This window comes from Micromonospora sp. PRAS1, from assembly GCF_059553435.1.
Map to the genome: position 1 here is coordinate 20,085 of NZ_JCANNB010000032.1, position 23,687 is coordinate 43,771.

Consider the following 23,687-nt stretch of genomic DNA (forward strand, 5'->3'; position numbering starts at 1 on the left):
ATGCGGCCAGAATGGCAGGCATGATTCCGGACATCGCGTTGAATGACGGCAGCACCATCCCGCAACTGGGCTTCGGGGTGTTCCAGATCGCCCCGGCGGATACCACCGAGGCGGTCCGCCACGCGCTGAGCGTCGGCTACCGGCACATCGACACCGCCCAGGGATACGGCAACGAGGCCGAGGTCGGGCAGGGCGTACGCACGGCGGGGCTGGCCCGCGAGGACGTCTACATCACGAGCAAGCTCGACAACAAGTCCCACCGTCGCGACGACGCACGGGCCGCGTTCCAGGCGTCGCTGGACGCGCTGCGCACCGACTACCTGGACCTGTTCCTCATCCACTGGCCGCTGCCGACCCGCTACGACGGCGACTTCGTCTCCACCTGGAAGGTGCTGGAGGAGTTCAAGGCCGACGGCCGGGCCCGCTCGATCGGGGTGTCCAACTTCCAGGTGCCGCACCTGGAGCGGCTGGCCGCCGAGACGGACATGGTGCCCGCGGTCAACCAGATCGAGGCGCACCCGTACCTGACCAACGACGAGGTGCGGGCCTACGGCGCGAAGAACGGCATCGTCACCGAGGCGTGGTCGCCGATCGCGCAGGGCGCCGTGCTCGACGACCCGACCATCACCGACATCGCCGAGCAGTTCGGCCGTACGCCGGCCCAGGTGGTGCTGCGCTGGCACATCCAGCGCGGCGACGTGGTCTTCCCGAAGTCGAGCACGCCGAAGCGGATCGAGGAGAACTTCCAGCTCTTCGACTTCGAGCTGGACGAGGCGACGATGGAGCGGATCACCCTGCTGGACCGGGGCGAGGCCGGCCGGACCGGTCCCCACCCGGACACCTTCGGCTGACCGGGACCGATCCCCCGAACCGCTCGACCTCGCCCTGGACCGACGCCCGGAATCGCTCGACCTCGCCCGGGAACGATCCGTCGGAGCGCTTGACCTCGAGTGCGCTCGAAGACGCAGGCTGGTGCCGCGTCCAACGGCGCACGAGAGGAGTTCCCCATGCGGTACCGCACCATCGGCACCGACCCGCGTACCCGACGCGAGGTCAGCGTGCTCAGCCTCGGCGCGATGCTCTTCGGCACGAAAACCGACGAGGCCACGTCGTACGCCATCCTGGACCGGTTCGTCGAGGCGGGCGGCACCTTCATCGACACGTCGAACAACTACGCGTTCTTCATCACCGGTGGCCAGGGCGGTGACAGCGAGGAGTTGCTGGGCCGGTGGCGGCGCAGCCGAGGAGTGGGCGACGAGATCGTCATCGCCACCAAGCTCGGCGCGCGGCCACTGGCCCCCGGCACCAGCTACCTCGACAACCCGGAGGGGCTGTCGGCGAAGGTGATCCGGGAGTCCGCCGAGCGCAGCCGGGAGCGGCTCGGGGTGGCGAAGCTGGACCTGCTCTACGCCCACATCGAGGATCACCGGGTGCCAATCCAGGAGACCGTGGAGGGCTTCGCCGAGTTGGTCGCCGAGGACACGGTGGGACTGTTGGGTGTCAGCAACCACCGGGCCTGGCGGGTGGAGCGGGCCCGCGCGGTGGCCGCCGCGGCCGGCCTGCCCGGGTACGAGGTGCTCCAGTACCACCGCAGTTACCTGCCGAGCCGGCTGGACGGGCCGACCGACCTCGACCCCGACGGCAACGTGGGCGCCGTCGGTGGTGACCTGATGAGCTACCTGCGGGCCGAGCCCGACCTGACCCTGGTGTCGTACGCGTCGCTGCTCCGGGGTGCGTACACCCACCCGGACAAGCCGCTCGGCCCGGAGTACGACCTGCCGAGCGCGCCGGTGCGGCTTGCCGCGCTGCGGGAGGTGGCGAAGCAGACTGGGGCGACAGTCAACCAGGTGGTGCTGGCCTGGCTGATCGACGGGGAGGTGCCCACGATTCCGCTGGTGGGCGCCTCCTCCGTGGCCCAGCTGAACGAGAGCATCGACGCCGTCGACCTGGAGTTGACGCCCGAGCAGCGGCACCGGCTCGACACCGCCTGGTAACGGGGATCGGCAGCGGCCAGCCGGCCACTGCCGGACGGTGGTGCGGGCCCGGGTGTCCTTCCGGCAGCCGTCGCTAGATCTGATCTAGCGGCGGCTGCTCGCCGTCTCGCGCCTTGCCGGGGAAGCTGGCTACAACCACCGCCGGCCACCGTCGTTGAAGCAGGCGGTCGGGCACGCGTCGAAATTTGTGTCGTACGCGTGGGGTGGGCTGGGGCAGCCTGTGGCCCGGTGCCTTCCGGGCCACAGGCGCCACCGAGCGGAAGGACAAATCAAGATCATGAGTAGACGCACCAGCGGCCTCGCCATCGAGGCCGAGGGTCTTACCCGGTCGTTCGGCGACACACACGCGCTCGCCGGCCTCGACCTACAGGTGCCGGCCGGCGCCGTGTACGGCGTGCTCGGCCCGAACGGGGCCGGCAAGACCACTGCGGTACGGATCATGGCGACGTTGCTGCGTCCCGACGGCGGGCGGGCCCGGGTGTTCGGCCACGACGTGGTCACCGAGGCCGACGCGGTCCGCGCCCGGGTCAGCCTGACCGGCCAGTACGCCTCCGTCGACGAGGACCTGACCGGCACGGAGAACCTGGTCCTGCTGGGCCGGCTGCTCGGGCTGCGCAAGCCGGCCGCCCGGCAACGGGCAGAGCAGTTGCTTGCCGCGTTCGGGCTGACCGAGGCGGCCGGCCGGCAGGTCAAGAAATATTCGGGCGGCATGCGGCGGCGCATCGACATCGCGGCGAGCATCCTCAACACGCCTGACCTGTTGTTCCTCGACGAACCGACGACCGGGCTCGATCCACGCAGCCGCAACCAGGTGTGGGAGATCATCCGGGCGGTGGTGGCGCACGGCACGACCGTGCTGCTCACCACGCAGTACCTCGACGAGGCCGACAAGCTGGCCAGCCGGATCGCGGTGATCGACCACGGCCGGGTGATCGCGGAGGGCACCCCGGGCGAGTTGAAGTCGTCGGTCGGCTCCGGCACGGTCCACCTGCGGCTGCGGGACGCGGCCGCGCGGCCGGAGGCGGAGCGGCTGCTGCACACGGTGCTGGGTGTGCCGGTGCAGCTGGAGCCGGACCCGGTGGCGATCACCGCCCGGGTCGGCGGCGAAGGCAGCGACCTGGACGCCAGCTCCCAGGCGGCCCGCGCGCTCGGCGAACTGTCCCGCGCCGGGATCGTGGTGGACGACTTCTCGCTCGGCCAGCCGAGCCTGGACGAGGTTTTCCTGGCCCTGACCGACCACCCCGCCGCCCCGGTCGGGGACGGGCGGGACGAGGCGCTGGAGGCAGCCCGATGAGCAGCGACACCGCCACCTCGACCGGCCGCGCGCCGAACGTCTACGTCCCGTCGACCGAGGCGTTGGGCACGGTCCTCGCGCCGGGCGAGCGACCGCCGCGACCCAGCCCGCTGGCGGCGTCGCTCGCCTTCAGCTGGCGGGCTCTGTTGAAGATCAAGCACGTGCCGGAGCAGCTGTTCGACGTGACGGCGTTCCCGATCATCATGGTGCTGATGTTCACGTACCTGTTCGGCGGCGCACTCGCCGACAGCCCCCGTGACTACCTGCAGTTCTTCCTGCCGGGCATCATGGTGACAAGCGTCGTGATGATCACCATGTACACCGGTGTCGGCCTGAACAGCGACATCGAGAAGGGCGTCTTCGACCGGTTCCGGACGCTGCCGGTGTGGCGACCCGCCGCCCTGGTCGGCATGATCGTCGGGGACGTGCTGCGCTACGTGCTGGCGGCGCTGGTGATCCTCGCCGTCGGGCTGGTGCTCGGCTTCCGTCCGGACGGCGGCGTGCTCGGCGTGCTCGCCGCGATCGGCGTACTTGTGGTCTTCTCGTTCGCGTTCTCCTGGGTCTGGACCTTCTTCGGGATCATCCTGCGCAGCGAGAAGTCCGTGATGGGGGTCAGCATGATGGTGCTGTTCCCGCTCACCTTCCTCAGCAACGTCTTCGTCGACCCGTCCACCATGCCCGGCTGGCTCCAGGCGTTCGTCAAGGCCAACCCGATCACCCACCTGGTCTCCTCGGTACGCGCCGCGATGGCCGGCACCACCGACGGCGCCGCCATGACCTGGATGCTGGCCTGGAGCGTCTTCTTCCTGGTGGTCTTCGGCACCCTCACCATGTACCGCTACAACCGCCGATAGCCGCTCGATACGGGGAGCGTCCCACCCGGGGCGCTCCCCGTGCCGACAGCTGTCACAGCCGCCAGGGCACCGGGGCCGGCGGCAGATAGCGGCAGGAGGCGCCGGTCGAGACGGTGTGGCGCAGGTGGGCGGCGAGCGGCGGATGGCGCTGGTCGAGGCGACGCAGGGTGTCCCGGATGCGGGCGGTGACCGTCTTGCGCGCCCGTTCCGCCTCGTCCCCGAGGCGACGGCTCCGTCCGGCGAGCCCGGCGGCCGAGCGCAGTTGATCGACGAGCGCCTGGCGTTCGGCGTCGAGCGCGGCCACCTTGGCCCGGTCGTCGCGTCCGGCCGCCCGGTCGATCTCGTCGTCGAGCCGCGCCAGATGACGCCGGTAACGGTGCTTCGCCTCGTCATCGAGCACCTGGTCACCGCCCATCCGCCGGGCAGCGACGAGGGTCGGCCCAGCGCCCGGGTCGAGCAACTCGACCGCAGGCACGTCGACTCCCGGGCTGCCGAGCAACAGCCGCAGGTCGCGCAGCCCCTTGGCGTCCGGCAGATGCACGGTGCGCCCCTCGTACGTGAGCCGCCAGACCGCACCGTCCCGACGGAACTCGTAGACCAACCCCCGGTCCGGCACGGACCGCTGCCCCACAACCGACGACGACTCGGACCCGGCAGCCGACGACGACTCGGACGCCGCAGCTGCCGACGGCGCAGGCGCGGCGGACGGCGACGGCACGGCGGACGGCGACGGCGCGGCGGACGGCGACGGCGCGGCGGACGGCGACGGCACGGCGGACGGCGACGGCACGGCGGACGGCGACGGCACGGCGGACGGCGACGGCACGGCGGACGGCGACGGCACGGCGGACGGCGACGGCACGGCGGACGGCGACGGCACGGCGGACGGCGACGGCGCGGCGAGCCGGGCGAGTACCTGTGGCATGTCCAGGTCACGGGCCTCGCGCTCGACCTCGTCGCGCAGGCGGTCGGCGGTCGCCGCGTCGCCCGGGCGGCCCCGGGCGGTGAGGGCGTCTACGAGCGCCGCGCGGGCGATCAGCGACCAGGGGCGGGCGCCCATCCGTTCGGCGTTGTCGCGGGCGGCGGAGAAGCCGGCGACGGCCTCGTCCCAGCGTTGCTCGGCGGCGTCGATCACGGCCAGCCAGTGGTCGACCGGACCGCCGATGTCGCAGCCGAAGAGGGCGACCAGCCACCGGCCGCGATGCGCCGACAGCGCCTGCCGGGCCGCGGCGCAGCGGTCCGGGTCGCCGAGGGTCGCCTGGGCGAGCAGCCGCAGCCACAGCGGAGAGACCGGTCCGCGGTACCCGGGGCCGGCGGCCGCCAGTTCCGCGGTGAGCCGGGCGGCGGTCCGATGGTCGCCACGCTCGGCGGCGGTGATCGCGCGGAGCAGGTCCAGGTACGGGTGATCGGTCGCGCTGAGCCCGTCGAGCAGCGCCTGGGCCTCCGCCAACCGGCCCCGCAGCACCAACAACGACCAGCGCATCTGGTGCCAGAGGAAGCCGTGCTCGTCGTACTCCCAGCCGCCCGGTTCGCCCAGCTCGGTGAAGCAGGCCTCGGCGTCGGCGAAGTCACCCCGGAAGGCGTCGATGATGGCCTTGTCGGTGAGGGCGGCCATCCGGTGCCGGGACCGCTCGGTCCGCCGGGCGGCGGTCACGAAGGCGGTGAGCTCGTCCAGGTAACGCGGGTCGCCGAGTTCCAGCAACGCCACCCAGCGCAGCGAGGTGGACCACAACTCGGTCTCCTGGTCGCCGCTGCGGCGGGCCAGGTCGCGCAGCTCGGCGGTGAGGGCGGCCCGGTCGGCCGCCGTGCCGAGCCCCCAGGTGGAGTCGTGCCGGGCCCAGAGGCTGAAGCTCAGCGCCTCGTCGTCCTGGCCCTGCCGGGCGAGGGCCTCGGTGGCGTTGATCAGGCCGGCTTCGAGCGTGTCGATCTCCGCGTCGTCCCCGGGCTCGCCGATGAGCCGCCGGTACGCCTCCCGCACCAGCGCCGCGCTGTCGATGGCGGTCAGCGGGTTGACCTGGCAGTGTCGATGGACGGTGAGCGCGAAGCAGGCCAGCAGGCCCGGCTCGTCGATCGCCAGGACCGCCACCGTGGTGTCGGTGAGCAGTTGCGCCGCCTTTGCCCGGTCGCCCGTGTGGTAGAGCCGGTCGGCCAGCTCCATCATGACCTTCACCCGCTGCACGTCGTCCCGGACCAGGATCAGCGCCCGCCGCAGGTGCAGGGTCGACTCCTCCAACGCCAGCCGGCAGTTGGCCTCCCGAGCTGCGGCGAACAGCAGCTCGACGGCACGGTACGGGTCGAGCCGGTCACCGGACAGCCAGGCGTGCCGGGCCAGGTCGGCCGGGATCAGCCACTCGGCGAGCGGGGCGTGTTCGTCGACCGCGCGGACCACGGCCCGGTGGTGCTCCCGGCGGTCGTCGGCGGCGAGGCCGTCGTAGAGCGTCTCGCGGACCAGATCGTGGGCGAAGGCGTACCGGCCGTCGCCGAGGGCGAGCATCAGCCGCGCGCTCGTCGCCACGTCGAGCGCCCGGTCGAGCCGGGCCGGTGCGAGGCCGGCGCTGGCGGCGAGCACCTGCTTGTGGAACTCCCGCCCCAGGACGGACGCGACGGTGAGCACGTCGATCACCCGCGCGGGGAGCTGGTCCAGCCGCTGGCGCACCACCTCCCGTACGCCCGGGGCGATCGCGCTCACCACCCCACCGCTGTGCCACAACCGGGCGGTCTGCTCCACGAAGAAGGGGTTGCCGCCGGTGCGCCGGTGGACGTCGTCGACGCAGTCCGGAGCCGGTTCCCGGCCGGCGGTACGGGCCATCAGCGCGCCGACCTCGTCTCGCCCGAGGCCGGTCAGGGTGATTGTGGTGGCCTTGGCCACCAGCGACATCAGCAGCGCGCGCAGCGGATGGTGCTCGCCCGACTCGACCTCCGCGTCCCGGTACGTGCCGACGAGGAGCAGCCGCTCGAACCAGGTGTGCTGGACGGCGAACTGCAACAGCCGCATCGAGGCCGGGTCGGCCCAGTGCAGGTCGTCCAGGACCACCACGACCGGCCGCCGCTGGGAGACCGTCACCAGGGCGGTGGTGACCGCGTCGTAGAGGACGAAGGCCTCCTGCTCGGCGGTGTCCGGGGAAGGCTCGGTCACCTCGCCGAGCAGCAACGCGAGCGCCGGCTCGGCGGACTCCCGGGCCACCGCCCAGTCCTCGGGTGACCGGCGCAACCCGCGCAGCACCTGCACCCAGGGCCAGTAGCCGGGGGCGCTGGCCGAATCCCAGCAGGCCGCGCCGAGCACCAGCGCTCCACCCTGGCGGGCCTCGTCGGCGGCGGCGGTGACCAGGGTGGTCTTGCCGATGCCGGGCTCGCCGGTGACCAGCACAAGGCCGCCGTGACTGGCCGCAGCCCGGTCGACCTCGGCCCGCAGCAGGCCGGCGGGATGCTCCCGCCCGATCATCGATTCGCCGGGCCGCGCCTTCATGACCACCGACGGTAGCCGAAGCCGCCGACACCCGGGCCGCCTCGACGAGTACGAGCTACCGGCGGACCGCCCGCTCGGTCAGGTGGCTGAGGATCGCCTGGTTGGCCTCCCAGCCGTCGGGGAACTTCACCGGCACGTCCAGCTGCGGCGCCTCGGTCGACGGGTACGCGTCCAGCAGCTCGCCGATGCCGGCCCGGGCCACCACGACGCAGGCCTGCCGGTGCCGGGAGGCGAGCACGCAGAGCCGCCCCGACTCCAGGTGGAACGCGGTCGCGTCGCGCCGGCCGGAGAGCGGGTGCAGCACGATGGTCACGTCGTACTCCCGGCCCTGGAGCCGGTTGGCGGTGTCGACTGTGACGTCCGCGCCGGCCGCGCCCAGGTGCGCCCGAATGGCCGCGACCTGGTCGCGGTGCGCCGCCCCGACGGCGATCCGGTCCGCGCCGACCGGCGCACCGTCGGGCGCCTGCTCGCAGCAGGCGACCGCGCCGCGCGCCAGCACCCGCAGGGCGAGCGCGGCGCACGCGGCGGCGGCCTCGGCATCGGTACGCAGCGTGTGCCGGGCCGGCAGCTCGTAGAGCGCCCAGCCGGTCTCCACCGCCAGCTCCACCGCCCGGTCGACGGCGTCACCCGCACCCGCCCCGGTCAGCCGCAACGCCCGCTCGGCGGGGGCGGTGCCGGCCCGGAAGCCGGTGAACGGGTAGAACGCCCGCGACACCACAGGTGCCGCCGAGGCGGGCAACCGCCAGGAGACCGGCAGCCGGTGCACCGGCAGCTGCGGGTTGTGCCGCAGCAGCACGGCCACCGCCGACTGCATCGGATCCCAGGTCAGCCCCGCCCAGCGACCGACGTCCACAGTGGAGAACGGGTCGAGCTGCCCCGGATCACCCACGAAGAGCGCCCGCTCGAACCTGCCGGCCACGCGCAGCAGGGCGTCCGAACGCATCTGGTACGCCTCGTCCACGATCGCCCACGGCCAGCGCCCCTCGGTGACCGTGGCCCATTTGGCGGCCGTACCGATCACCACGGCCGAGGCGGCGAGGTCGGTGACCTTCGCGGCGACCCGGACCTGTTCGTGCGCCCGCACCCGGGACGACGGCCGGTAGTCGCCCGCGGAGAGCCGACCGACCCGCAGCTCGGGCGCCTTCCGGGCGAGCCGGTCGATCAGGTCGTCGACCTGCTCGTTGGTCTGCGCGATGATCATGAGCGGCTCGCCGGTGCCGGCCAGCTCGACGGCGGCCCGCACCACAAGCGTCGACTTGCCCGCTCCCGGCGGCGAATCGACCACCACGCCCCGATGTGCACCGGAGCGCAGGTCGGCCAGCACCGCCGTGATCACCCGCTCCGCCGCAACACCCGGCGGCACGTCCAGCTCGGTCTGCATCTCGCCCACCTCCCAGCCACGATCCCCGCACCCTACTCAGCTGCCTTCCTCAGCTGGACCGACGAGGGACGCTCCCGCACCAGGATCCCGGCTCATGATCGGCCCGTGACCGGGTACGTCACCAGGTTCGGCAGCTGCCGGCTGCGGGTCGCCGCTCAGGACGGCACTGATCCCCCGGCGGGGGTGACCGGCCGGGCGTCCTGGAGCAGCTGGCTGAGGGTGGTCATGGCGGCGTGGAAGTCCTGCCGGTCCGTCGCGTGGAAGCGCCGGAAGAACCAGTCGGGTACCCGGGACTGCCGTTGCCGGCTGCGGAAGATCAGATCCTGGACCTGCCGGGCCAGGGTGAGCAGCTCGGTCGAGACGTCCTCCCCGGGCCGCTGGAGCGTGCCGGCGATCCGTGACTGCATGACGCCGAGCGCCCGCTCCCGCTCGGCCGCCACGTCCCGCTGGCTGCGGTAGATCTCCAGGCCGAGCAGGAGCGCGCCGAGCGACGGGACGTACCACTGGAGCAGCAGCTGCGACACGGTCAGCCCGGCGGTCACGCCGAACACCACCCCGAGCACTGCCCAGACCGCCGTCCCGCCGAGCACCACGTGGGCGTAGCGGCGGCGGACCCGGGCACCCCAGCCGAGGTTCTGCTGCTGGCAGGCGAGTACGTCGTACGGTGCCCGCAGCGACGGTACCTCGTAGTAGTCGCGCAGGTACCGCTCGTCGCCCCGGTACGCCCGGTGCAGCCGGCTCACCTCGGCCGCGCCCACCTCGTCCCCGACGGCCACGGTGTTCCACGGCAGACCGAAGAGCCGGACGTCGAACATCTCCTGGAGCACCGCCGCCCGACCGAGCTGGCCGCGTGACCAGGTGCCCAACCCGACCACGTTGGCCAGCGCCCAGAGCGCCCCGACTGCGGTGACCACGGTGGACGACACGCCGGTGAGCGCCACCACCGCACCGGCCGCGCCGAGCAGCACGGAGAGGACCATCCGCAGGTTGTCGAGGCGTTGCGCCCGGGAATGGCAGACGGACATGGCCCGCAACAGGGCCATCATCTCGGGCTCGGTCTGGCGGCTGAGCAGGGACTTAGCGGGATCGGTCACGGCAGCCTCCCGGGTCCGGTAACCGATTCTAAATCCAGATCGCTGGATGTCACCGCTGCCTCGCCCGCACACCGGAAGCGGCAGGCGATCTTGTCGTTCAGTAGGGTTTGCGACTATTTGCGTTAAATACCCTGAGTGTCCCGACAGTTCGGCTACCTTGAGTCGTCACGCAGGCATGCGTGCCGCCCTCTGGACGGGGCACCCCCCGCGTCGCGCCGTCCACGCGCTTCCCCTCTGAGAGGTCAAACGACCGAAATGGGCAACGGACTCGACGACACCATGCAGGGACTCTCCGATCCCCGCCTCGACCAGGCGCTGCAGAGCTTCGCAGCCGGTCAGGGTGGCCAGGTTGAGCTGGTGCCGGGCTTCCAGCACGCCCCGCACTACACCGACGCGGTGCTGCGCTGCATCGCGTTGACCCGGCCGAGCGGCAACGGGCGGAGCAGGAGCCAGAAGCTGCTTCTCAAGGTGCTGCCCCCGACCGCCCGGGAGCCCGCCCGCCATGAACTCGCCCGGCAGCCCAACCCGGACTTCGCCGAGCGACACATGGTGCGGCAGCCGTATCCGTGGTTTCCGGTCGGCGATGGCCGCCACCTGATGTTCCAGGAGGTGGCCAACGGCGGCGACCGGGTGATGACCCTGCACGACCTGCACGGTCGCAACCTGGTGGCAGCCGTCGGAACGATCACCCGGGCACTCCTGTTCGACTGGAACAAGGTGGACTGCAACGGCGTGTCGACCGACACCACCACCATCAGCGAATACGTTCGGCGGGAGCTGGCGAAGTCGGCCGACGTCCGTTCGGTCAGCTGGGCGGCCCGCCGTTTCGGCCTCCCGGACGTCACCACCACCTGGTTTCGCTTCGACGGCAAACCGAGGCTGAACCCGCTGCACCTGCTCGGTTCCGGGTCGGCGCTGGCCACGCATCGGATGCGCTACGTCGCTGGCTTCACGCACGGGGACGCGCACGGGGGAAATCTGCTGGTGCCCTGCGAACCAGCGAACCAGCCCCGCCCGGAGCGGTTCCAACTCGTCGACCTCAACGGTTTCGAGGACCACGCCCCACTGACCCGGGACCTGGTGGACCTGGTGCACGACACGGTGCTGCGCACGGTGGCACCCCCGGTCACCGCCGGTCGCGCTGGTCACGGGTTACCGCCGGACCAGGCCGACGACTTGCTCGACTACCTCATCAACCCCGACGCCGACCGTCCCGAGATGCTGTCGCCCGCCCTCGCCGAGGTGGTCGAGGCCACGCGCAACGGCACCTCGTACGCCCGCAGGGCGGGCTGGGGGCAGGAGTGGCGGGGCCAGTACCTCCTCTCGCTTGTCAGCCGGGCGCTGGTCTGCCTCACCTTCGACAACATCCCCGACGCCGGCCGGCAGTGGTGCCTGCGGCTGGCGGTGGAGGCGCTGGAGACGTACCGCCAGGAACTGGCGAGGTCCTCCCGGCGGCTGGCGCAGCTGCTTGCCCCACCGGGATCCCCCGATCTGCCGACCCTTCCGCCTCGCCCCAGAGGGATCAGCTCGTTCGCCGGCCGGGTGGACCAGCGATGGTTCACCGACAACTCGCGGCAGCCCCGCTACCAGCCATGGCAGGAGCTACCGGCGCCGCCTGAGCCCGGGAACTTCCGCCTTCGGCCCCCCGTCGACACCAGGCGCAACGCTCCACCCCGGCGGCAACAAGGATTCCTTCGGCGGTTCCTCGTCGTCACCGCGGTGCTCGGGGTCGGCGGAGTGGCATCGGCGTACGCCACGACGGGCGATGGAGGGGGCGACACCAAAGCCCTTCCCGAGCTGACCATCACGGTGACGCCCACCCGGGAAGACGCCTCCGCCCCCACCCGGCACGGCGGACCGCGCAGCCCCTCCACCGAGCGCCGGTTCGAGAACCTCGCGCAGGAGGTGGCGGCACTTCGGGAGGAGCCGCTGGCGGGGCGCTACTCCTTCACCTGCTACCAGACCTGGGCGCGGGACACCACCGGCAGCGATGACGTGAGCCGCATCGAGTACCGGCTCTGGTTCACGACCCGACTCTCCGGCCTCCGGGAAGTCACGAACCTGGACGCGGCCGGACCGGCACGCCCCCGGCGCTTCTCGTACCAGGCGGGAGACCTGGCGGAGGTGCTCCCGCTGCCGCCGGACGACCCGGGTGAGCTGCGCGACCAGCTACGGGAGCGGTGGGAGGGTCAACCACCCGAGTTGCAGAACGGCGTCGGGATGCTGCGGCTGGTCGCCGAAGTGCACCGCTACCACCCACTCACCCCGAAACAACGGGCCGCGCTCTTTCAGGAACTGGCCAAGTTCCCCGAGATCGAGTACGGCGAGGGATACCACGACCGGGCGCAACGGCCGGGCACCGCCTTCCAGGCCGAGAACCGGGAGGGATGGCGGGACACGCTGCTGTTCGGTGACGACGGCCGGCTGCTCAGCCACGAACTGCTCGACGCCAAGGGGACCGTCCTCAGCTATCACCTCTACCTGCGCAACACCCGCACCGCCACCACCGACACCCGCTGCAAATGACCGACCCACCGACGATCACGGGCAGTACCGGTAGACGTGGGTCGCCCAGTTGCGGTTGGGGGCGGCGTCGCTGCGTACCCGGTTGACCGTGCTGACCCGGAACAGTTCCTGGCTCTGCTGGTAGTAGAAGGCGACGTAACCGCTGTCCAGGTTGTAGTGCGCCGACTCCACCCGGAACTGCCAGCTCCAGTTGGCGAGGTTCTGCCAGCCACAGGAGGAGAGCTTGCCGCGCGGGTAGCCGTAGTTCGGCAGGTCGTAGAAGCAGAACCAGCCGTACGGGCAGTCCGCAGCGGCATAGCTGCCGACCGGGGCCTCAAGCGTGACGACCAGGGCGCCCCCGAGGTAGCTGATCTCGTTGTCGTTGAGCACCGTCCCGCCGGGATGCGCGGCAAGATATCGCGCCAGCTCCGTGGCCCGCCCGGACGGTGCGGCCTGCGCCGGCACCGTCGGGATCAGAACGAGTACGGCGACAATCGCGGCGAATAGCGTACGAAAATGTAGGACCACCGGCATCAGGAACCCCCCGAAACGCAGCGTTCGACGCCGGACCACAATCTGGCCCGACGGGCCGACCCCCCTTGGTCGAGGGCGTCGACACCCCGACTCAGCCTAGGAAAATCCCAGCTCAGATCACCAGGCGCTGACACAAGTGCAGCTCCTCACCATTCTCGAATTGCGTCAATTGCCGGCACGCAAGCAATTGCCCAATGCAATTTCTCATTCGCCGATGCAGCGCACCGCCGGCAACCCGGCGGCTGGTGCCCGACCGGGGATCCAACGGGGTTCGGCGTCGCAGACCTTCGGATCAACTTCCGAAACAACCGCATACCCTCGGCTTCCTGGCGGCCACCGGGAAGCCGTCCGGCCGGGCCCACGCGCCAACCGATCGGCCGACCGGGGCCGCAAACGCCTGACGGGGAGGGCGGACGAGGCGACGCGCCAATTCCCCCGAAACCAGACAATCAGCCACGATGCCGCGAGATTCGAGCCGCCATCGCGGCCGACGAAAGGGTCCGCCCCGACCCCCCGCACCACCCCTTACGGACAGTGCCCGAGTCGCGACAAAGTTGACCAAACTCCTTCGGTGTCGTTCGATTCTGCGGGGAATCAGGGGCGGCTAAGGGGACCGGGCACATAATGGCGGCTACCATCATCGTGGCAATATCGATAGCCCTCTTCGTCTTCGCAGTCGTGACACTGTGGTGGACGATGCACGCGTGGCGGACACCGGAGACTCTCGCCGGCACCCGCTTCTCAGCGCACGACGGCACACACTCGCTCTCCTTTTCGCTGCTCCTGCCGGCGCGACACGAGCAGCAGGTGCTGGAACACACCGTGCAGCGGCTGATGGAGTCCACCCACACCAGATTCGAGATCATCATCATCGTCGGGCACGACGATCCGGAGACGACCGCGGTGGCCGAGCGACTGGCCAGCACGCACCCGTACCACGTCCGGGTGGTCACCGACACCAACCCGGTCAAGAACAAGCCCCGCGCGCTCAACACCGCGCTGCCCTACTGCCGGGGCGCGGTCGTCGGGGTCTTCGACGCCGAGGACCAGGTGCACCCGCACCTGCTGGAGCACGTGGACCACGCGTTCCGGCTCACCGACGCCGACGTGGTCCAGGGCGGCGTCCAACTGATCAACTACCACTCCAGCTGGTACAGCCTGCACAACTGCCTGGAGTACTACTTCTGGTTCCGCAGCCGGTTGCACCTGCACGCGCAGCGCGGATTCATCCCGCTGGGCGGCAACACCGTCTTCGTGCGTACCGCCGCGCTGCGCGCCGTCGGCGCATGGGACGGCGACTGTCTCGCCGAGGACTGCGACCTCGGCGTACGACTCTCCAGCCGGGGCGCGAAGGTCGTCGTCGCGTACGACTCGACCCTGGTCACCCGGGAGGAGACGCCCTCCACCCTGGGCGCCCTGATCCGCCAGCGCACCCGGTGGAACCAGGGCTTCCTCCAGGTGCTGTTCAAGGGCGAGTGGCGCCGTCTGCCGTCGGCCTGGCAACGGATGCTGGCCCGCTACACCCTCGTCGGCCCCTTCATCCAGGCCTTCGCCGGGCTGGCCGTGCCGCTGGGTATCTTGATCGCGCTCTTCTTCGACGTCGGTACCCTCGCCGCCCTGGTGAGCTTCCTGCCGCTCGCCCCGATGATCGCCGCCCTGCTGTTCCAGATCGTCGGACTTCGTGACTTCGGCCGGCAGTACAACCTGCGGATCGGGCCGGTGCACTACGCCCGGCTGATCCTCGGCGCGTTCCCGTACATGTTGGTGTTGGCCGTCGCCGCGCTCCGGGCGGTCTGGCGCTTCCTGCGTAAGCGCAACAACTGGGAACTGACAAGCCACGTCGGCGCACACCTGACCGTCGGCCAGGACGAGACGGCCGCTGTCGCAAGGAGCCGGGCATGACCAGCGTCGTCGGACCCCCGGCCGCGCCCGGCACCGGACCGTCGCCGGCGGACCCGAGCCGCCAGCCGGGCATTTCGACGCCGGCGGACCCGAGCCGCCAGCCGGGCATCTCGACGCCGGCGGACCCGAGCCGCCAGCCGGACCTCTCGAAGACCGTCCTCATCCCGAAGATGGGCAGTGGACCGGTCGGCGACCGCGACGCCACCGAGTTGCTTCCCCGGATCCTCGGCCACGGCCCGAAGCCAGCCGCGGATCCCGACCGCGGACTGCGCCGGCTGCGGCCGGACTTCCTCCTCGTCGGCCTGCTGCTGCTGGTCGTGACGACCGTGCAGGCGTGGAACATCGGCGGCTTCCCGAACCTCACCGACGACGAGGGGACCTACCTGGCCCAGGCGTGGGCGGTCCGGGAGGGCCTCGGCCTCGCCCACTACACCTACTGGTACGACCATCCACCGGTGGGCTGGATTCAACTCGCCGGGCTCTCCTGGCTGCCCGCGATGCTGATGCCGGACCAGCTCGCGGTGGTCACCGGCCGGGTGGCGATGCTGCCGGTCATCGCGGCCGGGGTGGTCCTGCTCTACGTGCTCTGCCGCCGGCTCGGCATGGCTCGGTGGGCCGCCGCACTCGCCCTGCTCGCTTACGGGCTCTCGCCGCTCTCGGTGACGATGCAGCGGCAGATCTACCTGGACAGCTTCGCGGTGACCTGGATGCTCGCCGCCTTCGTCCTGGCGCTCTCGCCGCGCCGCCACCTCTGGCACCACGTCGCCGCGGGCGCCGCCGCCGGTATCGCGGTGCTGTCCAAGGAGACCATCCTGGTGGTGCTGCCGGCGCTGGTCGTGGCGCTCTGGCACGGCACCGAGCGCAACGGGGTGCGGTCCTTCTCGTTCGCCGGCTTCTTCTCCGGGCTGGTCTTCGTCGGGATCACCTATCCGCTCTACGCGCTGCTCAAGGGCGAACTCTTCCCCGGCGACGGGCACGTGTCGTTGATCGGCGCGGTGCAGTTCCAGCTCCAGGACCGGGCCGGTTCGGGCAGCGTCTTCACCGCCGGCAGCAGCGCCCGTGAGGTTTTCGACTCCTGGCTCTTCTACGACCCGGTGCTGATCTACGCGGGAATCGTCTGCGGGCTGCTCGCCTTAGCGGTGCGCCGGCTCCGCCCGGTGGCGGTGGCGGTGGCGCTGCTGCTGGTGGTGGCGCTGCGCCCCGGCGGCTACCTGCCGGCGATGTACGTCATCCAGGCGCTGCCCTTCCTGGCCGCCGCGATCGCCGGAATCATCGAGGTCGGCGCCCAGCGGATAATGGCGAGGCGTCCGACGGACCCGGCCCCGATGGCGGACCGCCACCACCCCGCCACTGTGGTGCGGGCCGGTGTCGTCGCAGTATGCGCCACCGTCGCCCTGGTCCTTGTCGTTCCCGGCTGGTACGACGGCAACCGCCGGGCGATGTCCGTCGACGACAACTTCCGCTACGTGGCGGCCATGCAGTGGCTCAGCAACGAGATACCGGACCGCGCGGGAACCACGGTGGTCACCGACGACGTGCTCTGGCTGGACCTGGTCGACGCCGGTTACCGCCCGGAGCGGGTGATCTGGTTCTACAAGCTCGACCTGGACGTCGAGGTCGCCGAGCGGCTGGAGAACGGCTGGCGCGACGTGGACCTGATCATCTCGACGCCGGCGATGCGCGGGGACGACAACGAACTGCCGACCGTCGACCTGCTGTTGGCCAACTCCGAGCCGGTGAAGACCTTCGGCGACGGCCCGGATCGCATCGAGATCCGACAGGTCGCCAAGGAGACCGGATGACCAGCTCCTGACCGTGATCGATAGGCATTCTCCGCTCGCCCCGCCGACCCCCTCGACCGCCTCGGAGACATCTTGAACATCGCCCAATGGACACCTGAGAGACGACGCCTCAGCCAGCTGACCCTTCTCGTCCTGCTGGCCAGCGTGGCGCTTATCGCTCCACCGGCGCAGGCCGCCCCCGCCAACCTGATTCGCAACCCCGGCGTGGAGACGCTCAGCAACGGCTTCCCGACCTGCTGGGAGCGGTCCGGCTGGGGCGACCAGAACTACACCTTCGACGTGTCGAACGCGGCGCGCACCGGCAGTCACGCCATGGAGATCACCATCGAGTCGACAAGCGGCGCTGGTGACCGCAAGGCGATGATGCTGGAGAGCCCGGAGTGCGCGCCGCAGGTCACCCCGGGCCATCAGTACGACCTGTCGGTCTGGTACCGCTCCACCACCCCGTCGACCGCGGTCACCGTGTTCCGCCACGACACCACCGCCGGGTGGCAGTACTGGACCGATCTGGCGACCCTGCCGGTGGCCGGGGCGTACACCCAGGCCACCGTGCGTACTCCGCCGGTGCCGGCCGACACCGACCAGATCACCTGGGGAGTCAGCATCCACGGGGTCGGCACGCTGCTCACCGACGACTACTCGATGGTCGACGTCACCCAGCCCACCCCCGAACCGGTGTGCACCTTCGGCGAGGAGTGCGTCAAGGGCGAGTGGGAGGTGATGCCGTTCGAGTCACCGGTACGCGCCATCCACTCGGTGGTGCTGCACAACGGCAAGGTGCTGCTCATCGCCGGCTCCGGCAACGACCCCGACATGTTCGCCGCCGGCACCTTCACCACCGCCGTCTACGACCCGGCCGACGGCAGCTTCACCAACGTGACGACTCCGGAGGACCTGTTCTGCGCCGGTCACGTCCAGCTCGCCGACGGGCGGGTGCTGGTGATGGGCGGAAACAAGGACTACCCGACGGCCGACGGCACGGTCGGCTACAAGGGGCTGCGGGACTCGTTCCTGTTCGACCCCGCCACGAACAGCTACACCCGGACCAACGACATGTCCGGCGGGCACTGGTACCCGTCGGCGACGATCCTCGGCAACGGTGACGTGATCTCCCTCGGCGGCCTCGGCGAGGACTCGCACGGCACCGTAGCCACCGAGTACTGGGACGCCGACCAGGAGCGCTGGCTGGAGCTGTGGGAGGCCAACCAGACCTGGTCGTTCTGGGGCCTCTACCCGGCGATGGTGCTGATGCAGGACGGTCGGCTGTTCTACACCGGCAGCCACACCTTCGGCAACGCGCTGCCCGGCACCGGCGCCTCGATCTACGACTACCACGCCGGCACCATCGTCGACGTGCCCGGCCTGCGGAAGAAGGACGAGCGCGACCAGTCGGCAAGCGTGCTGCTGCCACCGGCCCAGGACCAACGGGTGCTGACCCTCGGCGGCGGCAACGTGGACTCGAACCCGGAGGCCAACCGGCTGGTCGACATCATCGACCTGAAGGAGGCCGACCCCACGTACCGGCCCGGCCCCGACATCCCGCTCGGCACCCTCACCGGCGGCGTGCCGCAGACCGGCGACCAGGGCAAGATGTACGTCTCCGCGGTGATCCTGCCGGACGGCACCGTCTTCGAGACCGGTGGCGCCCTGCACAACCGCTCCGACCCGGTCTTTGAGGCGTCCATCTTCGACCCGCAGACGGACACCTTCACCCCGGGAATGGCGACCGACCCGGTACCGCGCGGCTACCACTCGTCGTCGTTCCTGCTCCCCGACGGTCGGGTGATGTCGGTAGGCGACAACCCCGGTGACGGCTCCTTCGACATGCGCATCTCGGTCTACTCGCCGCCGTACCTGTTCCAGGGCACCCGGCCGGAGATCGTGACCGTGGCGGACACCGAATGGAGCTACGGCGCGACCGAGCAGATCACCGTCGACTCCGAGGTGACCCGGGCGTCGCTGATCCGGCCGGCGGCCGTCACCCACTCCTCGGACCCGAACCAGCGGTTCGTGGAACTGCCGATGACGGTCGACGGCAACACCATCGGGCTGAACGTCACGAGCAACCCGAACATCGCCCCGCCGGGCTGGTACATGCTCTTCGTACACAACGCCCAGGGCGTACCCTCGGTTGCCAAGTGGATCAAGCTCGGATGATCGACAAACTCCGCGCGACCCCCCGGCGGCGGCTGCTGGCCGCCGCCGGGGCGGTTGCCCTGATCCTGCTGGCTGGTGCCGGGATCGGCTGGTCCCAGCTGGGCGGGGACGACACCGCCCCCGGCTGGTCGGCCGGATCCGCCAGCCCGGACCCGGCTGCTACTTCCGGCCCGACCGGATCCGACCCGACACCGTCGGTGTCGGCCGAGTCCCGCCCGAAGCCACCGCCGGGCGGTTCCGCCACCGGCACACCGGCACCCCGCATCCACCCGTTCGCCAACGAGCTGAGCGGCGCCACCCGCACCGCAGCCCCGTCCCCGACCGCCCCCCTCAAGATGGCCGAGGGGATCGACGGCTGCGACCACGGGTACGGCGAGCAGGGTGTCTGCGTACCGTGGACCCTGCCGGCCGGGGTGACCGACGCCTGCGCCTGGCTACGGGAACGCGACTACCTGCCGCTGCCGGTGAAGAACCCACGCGACCGGCACGGACTGGACCGCAACAAAGACGGCATCGCCTGCGGCCCCGGCGACTGAGCTGACTCGCGCCGGCCGGAGCACGCTGGGAGGGCTCAGGGTGTCGGTGGGACTGGTTCGAGGACGAAGACCGGAATCTGGCGGTCGGTTTTGCGCTGATAGTCGGCGTAGTCCGGGTACGCCTCGACCGCCCGGCGCCACCAGACGGCCTTCTCGTCCCCGAACACCTCCCGGGCCTGATACTTCCCGGTCACCGTCCCGTCCTGAAGCTCGATGATCGGCTCGGCCACCAGGCTGGCGTACCACTGCGGATTCTTCGGCGCGCCGCCCATCGACGCGACAGCGGCATAATGCCCCTCGTGCTCGACCCGCATCACCGGCGTCTTGCGCACCTTGCCGGTCTTGGCACCCCGGTAGGTCATCAGCACGATGGGCCGATCTTTGATCGTCACACCGTCAGTCGTTCCGGTACGGACGATCTGCTCGACCTGCTCGCGGACCCACTGCGACGCGCTCGGCTCGTAAACACCGGTCAATCCCATGCCCCCCAACCTACGCGACCGAGCGCGATCGGCACGGCGCGCCGGAGTCGCCACGCTTCCTGCCGGGCTGACTGGCTGGCTGGCCTGGAGTTCGGAGCTCCTCCGGGCCAGCTACCGGCCGTCAGCTGATTCGGCCGAGCACCCGGTCCGCGAGTTGGTAGTTGTGGTGCCGGGCGTGGTTGGTCGTGCCGGCCAGCAGCGAGACAGCGAGTTCGCGAGCCGCGGTGGCAAACGACTCCTGCGCCAGTGCGTCGATCAGATCGTCGTACCAGCCCCAGATCCGTACCTGGTCGGCACCGGCGTCCTGGTAAGGCCGGCGCCGGTCGAACTCCAGATGGGGATGCTGTTCCTCCATGCCCGGCCCCGAGTCGGCGTAACCGCGCAGTACCGACTCACGGACGATCACAAAGCCGCCGATGTCATCGTTGCCGTCTGGACCATCGGGCCGGAACAACACGAACGTCTCCATACGCTTCATGTTGACCGTCGACAGCCGATGCCCAGATCCGGTCCCGGGGAGGCAGGAGAGCGCCCAGTGGTCGCGTTCGCTCACGGAAGGCTCGGGTACGGCAGCGATCAGATAAGCCCGATTCGCCGCGACCACCCGATCAAGCCAAGGGCTGTCCGCCAACGCCGCGAATCTCGCCTGCTTCTCCGGGTCAGCGCGCATCTCCGCCTCCCGGTCGGCGGCCGGCCCGCTCTTGGTTCTGCTCATCAGTCGTCCTAGCTCTGTCGGGGGATCTGCCGGTTGAACTTCGGCTTGAGGGCCAGGACCAGGGCCTCCTTCGTACTCTTCGGGTTGTCGGTTTCCAGCCAGCGAACCTCGCAGCGGCCCAGCGCGGCGGCGATGTCCTCCGCCGTGGCCGCCGGCCCCTGCCGGTCGATCTCCTCCCCGACATACTTGTGCAGCACCGACGACTCGCGATTGCCGGTCAGATGCTGCCGGAGACGGTTACGCAGGTTCCCGGTCCACCCGACGTAGCTGACCGTGCCACCATCGAGCACCACGTGCACGCCGGACGTGGGCGGAGCATCATCGGCAGTCTCCCTGGTGAACCGCCGAGGCGCGGTGAAGCCGCCCAGCAGGTCGTCGACTGTGGAGTCAGGCATGCCCGGCAGGCTACTACTCCTCCGAGGCCCCGCACGGCCCGTCGTGGTCGTCGAGACGCCGGCAGCGGCCGGCACCGTCGCCCCGGGCGTCACACCACACTCGGGTACGCAGAAACTGCTTGTCCTCCTCGCTGAGCGTGGTCTCGCCGAAGTCGATGGCGGTGACGTGGCCGAGCCAGTCACGCAACGCGACCGCGAGCGCGGTCGCCTCTTCGAGGCTGGTCAGCGTGGTCGGCAGGTGAAGGACCCAGTGCGGCGACTCCGTCATCTCGACCACCTGTTGTTCGGTGCGCCAAACCTCCCAAAACCAGGGCGGGCCTGCCGGGACTGCCACTGCCGCAACGCCTGCCGGATCCGCTCGGCCTCGGTGTTCGCGGTGATCAGCTCCCGCTGAAGCCGGTCCAGTTCGTCGGCGACCAGATCCAGGTAACCGTGCACCTGAGCGGGGTCGAGCCCGCGCCAGCGGGTGTCGAAGACGACCGCCCGGACATTCCGCGGACGGAGATGCTCCCGGCTCACATAGATCATCGCCACCGCACCTCCCACTCGGTCACGTGCGGCGGCAACGGCACCTCGCCGCACGCTTGGTCGATCGCGTCCATGTCCCTCCCTGGCTCGATCTTGCGGCTCCGAGACGGGCGGGGACGGCAGTACGTCTCACCGGTCGACGCCCCACCGGAGCCCAGCACCCGCCCCGGGCCTCGCCCAAAGCCTCGTCGCGGCACCGACCAGGGACCACAGCGTTCACGGAGCCGCCATGACGCAGGAATGACGCATCTGCGTACTCACCCGATCGACGGACCGTGACTAAAGTGGCAGCCAGCGCTCAGGGAGGTCGATTGTGGCACTCAAACGGCACCGACTCTGTCAGCGGCGCAAGGCCCTCGGCTACAGCCAGGAACGGTTGGCCGAGATCCTCGGCGTGGAGCGATCAACCGTTGTGCGCTGGGAAAATGCCGAGACAGATCCACAGCCGTGGCATCGAACCCGAATCGCTTCCACTCTCGGCGTTACCCTCGAAGCACTCGATGGCATGTTCGCCGACGTGTCAGTGGCTAAGTATCGAGGACAGGCCATGCGAGATGACCGCGATGACCGGGCTTCCGGCGCCGCCCGACCCGAACTACTCACCAGCCTCCGGACCTTCCTCGCCGGTTACCTGACTCCATCCGCTCCGTCAGCGCTGTCAGCCGTCGAGATCCGGCGGGCTGTGGGCAAGGTTCATAACCACTATCAGCGCGCGAGCTACACGTCCGCCGCGCGGCTGCTGCCAGATGTACTCGGTCAGGCGTCAGCCTTCGCCGAGACCGCCACAGGAATGCACCGTACGAGGGCCTTCCGGCTGTTGGCCGCCGCCTACGTCGCCGCGTCGAAGCTGGCCGCTAAGGTGGGCGATGGAGACACCGCACTCCTCAGCGCCGACCGGGCTTCCACCGCTGCCCGGATCGCGAACGACCAAGCGCTGATGGCGGTCGCCGCCTACCAGGTAGCGTGCGGGTTGATACGGATGCCGGCACGGGCAGACGAAGCCGAAGAGATCGTTCGAGCCAGCACCGACCGCTTGGCCTCAGCCGGACCCGTAGTCGACCCTGATCTTCTCTCCGCGCACGGTTCCCTGCTGCTCCTGGCTGCGGTCATTACCTCCGGACATGGACACCCGAAGGAGACGGCCAACTTTCTGGCTCGGGCCGAAGCGCTGGCGAGCGCACTCGGATCGGATCGGAACCGGCTCTGGACCGGCTTCGGCCCCACGAACGTCGCCATCCACGCAGTATCTGCCGCAGTCCGGGCCGGCAACACAGACCGTGCCCTGGAAATCGGAGCACGGCTCGACACGTCCCGCCTGCCGACAGTGCTGGTCGGCCGAAGGGCGCAGGTTCACATCGACATGGCGGAGGCGATGATGCGATCAGCCGGAGACCGGGCGACCTCGGTGCTGCATCTACTCGAAGCGGAACGGGTCGCCGCCGAATGCGTTCACACGAACGCTCAAGCCCGGATGCTGCTGATCGACCTGTTGACAAAGGATCGACGGGCCGCGACACCGGGACTGCGGCCCCTGGCCGAACGAGCCGGACTGCTGGCGTGACTCGACGCGGCGTGCTGGCCCTGGTCGTCTGCGCGGCCCCACCGGTGCTGCGGATCGGAGAGCTGATCAATCTTCTGCAAGATGACGGTTGGACGGTCTGCCTGACCGCCACACCGACCGCCGCCACCTGGATAGATCGAAAAGAACTTGTGCAGCAGACCGGCTATCCGGTGCGGGTGGAGTGGCGCAAGCCCGGCGAACCGGAGCCGCACCCGCTGGCCACCGCCGTCGCGGTGGTGCCAGCGACGTTCAACGTCATCAACAAGTGGGCGCAGGGCATCAACGACACCCTCGCGCTGGGCATCCTCAACGAGGCACTCGGCACCGAACTCCCGATCTACGCCTTTCCGAACGTCAAGGAGCAACTGGCCGCCCACCCAAGCTACGACCGACACCTGCGGATGCTCCAGACCGCCAACGTAGTCGTTGCACCGCTGCCCGCAGAGTTGGACTGGCGCATAGTCACCAATCAGCTACACATTTCTTC

19 protein-coding genes and 1 pseudogene are annotated in these 23,687 nt (G+C 70.3%); 11 read left to right on the forward strand and 9 right to left on the reverse strand.

Annotation, left to right across the window (positions count from 1 at the left end; all coding sequences use genetic code 11):
- Window positions 1-11: 11 nt before the first annotated feature.
- The 4 genes from AC507J_RS24665 (at window position 12) to AC507J_RS24680 (ending at window position 4,142) form a co-directional block, all read left to right on the forward strand.
- Window positions 12-851: an aldo/keto reductase gene (locus AC507J_RS24665; protein WP_496291574.1), complete on the forward strand. Its 840-nt coding sequence runs from the start codon at window positions 12-14 to the stop codon at window positions 849-851.
- Window positions 852-1,007: 156 nt separating this feature from the next.
- Window positions 1,008-1,994, forward strand: coding sequence for an aldo/keto reductase (locus AC507J_RS24670; RefSeq protein ID WP_496291575.1), 987 nt, complete (start codon window positions 1,008-1,010; stop codon window positions 1,992-1,994).
- Between the two features lie 277 nt (window positions 1,995-2,271).
- Window positions 2,272-3,288 carry an ATP-binding cassette domain-containing protein gene (locus AC507J_RS24675; RefSeq protein ID WP_496291576.1) on the forward strand — a complete coding sequence of 339 codons (1,017 nt, stop codon included), beginning with the start codon at window positions 2,272-2,274 and terminating at the stop codon, window positions 3,286-3,288.
- Window positions 3,285-4,142: an ABC transporter permease gene (locus tag AC507J_RS24680; protein WP_496291577.1), complete on the forward strand. Its 858-nt coding sequence runs from the start codon at window positions 3,285-3,287 to the stop codon at window positions 4,140-4,142. Before AC507J_RS24675 ends, AC507J_RS24680 begins: the two co-directional genes overlap by 4 nt.
- Window positions 4,143-4,194: 52 nt before the next feature.
- Here the strand turns inward: AC507J_RS24680 and AC507J_RS24685 are convergent, their stop codons facing one another.
- The 3 genes from AC507J_RS24685 to AC507J_RS24695 all read right to left on the reverse strand — a co-directional run bounded on the left by AC507J_RS24685 (window position 4,195) and on the right by AC507J_RS24695 (window position 10,083).
- The gene (locus tag AC507J_RS24685) at window positions 4,195-7,608 is read right to left on the reverse strand and encodes an ATP-binding protein (protein WP_496291578.1); all 3,414 of its coding nucleotides are present in this window, start codon (window positions 7,606-7,608) and stop codon (window positions 4,195-4,197) included.
- 55 nt (window positions 7,609-7,663) lie between these two features.
- Window positions 7,664-8,989 carry an AAA domain-containing protein gene (locus tag AC507J_RS24690; protein ID WP_496291579.1) on the reverse strand — a complete coding sequence of 442 codons (1,326 nt, stop codon included), beginning with the start codon at window positions 8,987-8,989 and terminating at the stop codon, window positions 7,664-7,666.
- A gap of 155 nt (window positions 8,990-9,144) precedes the next feature.
- Window positions 9,145-10,083 (reverse strand): S-4TM family putative pore-forming effector, encoded by a 939-nt coding sequence (locus AC507J_RS24695; protein ID WP_496291580.1) that lies wholly within the window; start codon window positions 10,081-10,083, stop codon window positions 9,145-9,147.
- 255 nt (window positions 10,084-10,338) lie between these two features.
- On the opposite strand from AC507J_RS24695, the gene AC507J_RS24700 reads away from it, so the two are divergent.
- Window positions 10,339-12,609, forward strand: coding sequence for a hypothetical protein (locus AC507J_RS24700; protein ID WP_496291581.1), 2,271 nt, complete (start codon window positions 10,339-10,341; stop codon window positions 12,607-12,609).
- A 15-nt stretch (window positions 12,610-12,624) separates the two neighbouring features.
- Here AC507J_RS24700 and AC507J_RS24705 read toward each other — a convergent pair whose 3' ends face one another.
- On the reverse strand, window positions 12,625-13,122 hold the full coding sequence (locus AC507J_RS24705) for a hypothetical protein (protein WP_496291582.1): 498 nt from the start codon (window positions 13,120-13,122) through the stop codon (window positions 12,625-12,627).
- Window positions 13,123-13,764: 642 nt separating this feature from the next.
- Between AC507J_RS24705 and AC507J_RS24710 the strand changes: the two genes are divergently transcribed.
- The 4 genes from AC507J_RS24710 to AC507J_RS24725 all read left to right on the forward strand — a co-directional run bounded on the left by AC507J_RS24710 (window position 13,765) and on the right by AC507J_RS24725 (window position 19,519).
- Complete coding sequence (locus AC507J_RS24710; protein ID WP_496291583.1) at window positions 13,765-15,024, forward strand: glycosyltransferase; 1,260 nt, start codon at window positions 13,765-13,767, stop codon at window positions 15,022-15,024.
- A complete protein-coding gene (locus tag AC507J_RS24715) occupies window positions 15,021-16,826 on the forward strand; it encodes an ArnT family glycosyltransferase (protein ID WP_496291584.1) in 1,806 nt (601 codons plus the stop codon). Before AC507J_RS24710 ends, AC507J_RS24715 begins: the two co-directional genes overlap by 4 nt.
- Before the next feature lie 72 nt (window positions 16,827-16,898).
- Window positions 16,899-18,983 (forward strand): galactose oxidase early set domain-containing protein, encoded by a 2,085-nt coding sequence (locus AC507J_RS24720; RefSeq protein WP_496291585.1) that lies wholly within the window; start codon window positions 16,899-16,901, stop codon window positions 18,981-18,983.
- Window positions 18,980-19,519: a hypothetical protein gene (locus AC507J_RS24725; protein WP_496291586.1), complete on the forward strand. Its 540-nt coding sequence runs from the start codon at window positions 18,980-18,982 to the stop codon at window positions 19,517-19,519. Before AC507J_RS24720 ends, AC507J_RS24725 begins: the two co-directional genes overlap by 4 nt.
- A gap of 35 nt (window positions 19,520-19,554) precedes the next feature.
- On the opposite strand, the gene AC507J_RS24730 is transcribed toward AC507J_RS24725, so the two are convergent.
- The 5 genes from AC507J_RS24730 to AC507J_RS24750 form a co-directional block, all read right to left on the reverse strand.
- Window positions 19,555-20,001 (reverse strand): nitroreductase family deazaflavin-dependent oxidoreductase, encoded by a 447-nt coding sequence (locus tag AC507J_RS24730; protein WP_496291587.1) that lies wholly within the window; start codon window positions 19,999-20,001, stop codon window positions 19,555-19,557.
- A 121-nt stretch (window positions 20,002-20,122) separates the two neighbouring features.
- Window positions 20,123-20,716, reverse strand: a complete 594-nt coding sequence (locus tag AC507J_RS24735; protein WP_496291588.1) for a hypothetical protein — start codon at window positions 20,714-20,716, stop codon at window positions 20,123-20,125.
- An 8-nt stretch (window positions 20,717-20,724) separates the two neighbouring features.
- A complete protein-coding gene (locus AC507J_RS24740; RefSeq protein WP_496291589.1) occupies window positions 20,725-21,111 on the reverse strand; it encodes a GIY-YIG nuclease family protein in 387 nt (128 codons plus the stop codon).
- Between the two features lie 13 nt (window positions 21,112-21,124).
- A complete protein-coding gene (locus AC507J_RS24745; protein ID WP_496291590.1) occupies window positions 21,125-21,379 on the reverse strand; it encodes a hypothetical protein in 255 nt (84 codons plus the stop codon).
- Window positions 21,376-21,639 carry a DivIVA domain-containing protein gene (locus AC507J_RS24750; protein WP_496291622.1) on the reverse strand — a complete coding sequence of 88 codons (264 nt, stop codon included), beginning with the start codon at window positions 21,637-21,639 and terminating at the stop codon, window positions 21,376-21,378. The genes AC507J_RS24745 and AC507J_RS24750 overlap by 4 nt, the downstream gene beginning before the upstream one ends.
- 313 nt (window positions 21,640-21,952) lie before the next feature.
- On the opposite strand from AC507J_RS24750, the gene AC507J_RS24755 reads away from it, so the two are divergent.
- Window positions 21,953-23,200 (forward strand): helix-turn-helix transcriptional regulator, encoded by a 1,248-nt coding sequence (locus tag AC507J_RS24755; RefSeq protein ID WP_496291591.1) that lies wholly within the window; start codon window positions 21,953-21,955, stop codon window positions 23,198-23,200.
- Window positions 23,083-23,574 (forward strand): annotated as a pseudogene (locus AC507J_RS24760) (flavoprotein); the annotation flags it as partial. The gene AC507J_RS24755 and the pseudogene AC507J_RS24760, both read left to right, overlap by 118 nt.
- Window positions 23,575-23,687 lie beyond the last annotated feature (113 nt).

Bases quoted from the DNA above. Each gene is read 5' to 3' on its own strand.
- AC507J_RS24735 (WP_496291588.1), bottom strand. From the start codon at position 20,716: ATGAGCAGAACCAAGAGCGGGCCGGCCGCCGACCGGGAGGCGGAGATG.
- AC507J_RS24725 (WP_496291586.1), top strand. From the start codon at position 18,980: ATGATCGACAAACTCCGCGCGACCCCCCGGCGGCGGCTGCTGGCCGCC.
- AC507J_RS24700 (WP_496291581.1), top strand. From the start codon at position 10,339: ATGGGCAACGGACTCGACGACACCATGCAGGGACTCTCCGATCCCCGC.
- AC507J_RS24690 (WP_496291579.1), bottom strand. From the start codon at position 8,989: ATGCAGACCGAGCTGGACGTGCCGCCGGGTGTTGCGGCGGAGCGGGTG.
- AC507J_RS24715 (WP_496291584.1), top strand. From the start codon at position 15,021: ATGACCAGCGTCGTCGGACCCCCGGCCGCGCCCGGCACCGGACCGTCG.
- AC507J_RS24670 (WP_496291575.1), top strand. From the start codon at position 1,008: ATGCGGTACCGCACCATCGGCACCGACCCGCGTACCCGACGCGAGGTC.
- AC507J_RS24750 (WP_496291622.1), bottom strand. From the start codon at position 21,639: ATGATCTATGTGAGCCGGGAGCATCTCCGTCCGCGGAATGTCCGGGCG.
- AC507J_RS24685 (WP_496291578.1), bottom strand. From the start codon at position 7,608: ATGAAGGCGCGGCCCGGCGAATCGATGATCGGGCGGGAGCATCCCGCC.
- AC507J_RS24680 (WP_496291577.1), top strand. From the start codon at position 3,285: ATGAGCAGCGACACCGCCACCTCGACCGGCCGCGCGCCGAACGTCTAC.
- AC507J_RS24665 (WP_496291574.1), top strand. From the start codon at position 12: ATGGCAGGCATGATTCCGGACATCGCGTTGAATGACGGCAGCACCATC.
- AC507J_RS24740 (WP_496291589.1), bottom strand. From the start codon at position 21,111: ATGCCTGACTCCACAGTCGACGACCTGCTGGGCGGCTTCACCGCGCCT.
- AC507J_RS24730 (WP_496291587.1), bottom strand. From the start codon at position 20,001: ATGGGATTGACCGGTGTTTACGAGCCGAGCGCGTCGCAGTGGGTCCGC.
- AC507J_RS24745 (WP_496291590.1), bottom strand. From the start codon at position 21,379: ATGACGGAGTCGCCGCACTGGGTCCTTCACCTGCCGACCACGCTGACC.
- AC507J_RS24675 (WP_496291576.1), top strand. From the start codon at position 2,272: ATGAGTAGACGCACCAGCGGCCTCGCCATCGAGGCCGAGGGTCTTACC.
- AC507J_RS24705 (WP_496291582.1), bottom strand. From the start codon at position 13,122: ATGCCGGTGGTCCTACATTTTCGTACGCTATTCGCCGCGATTGTCGCC.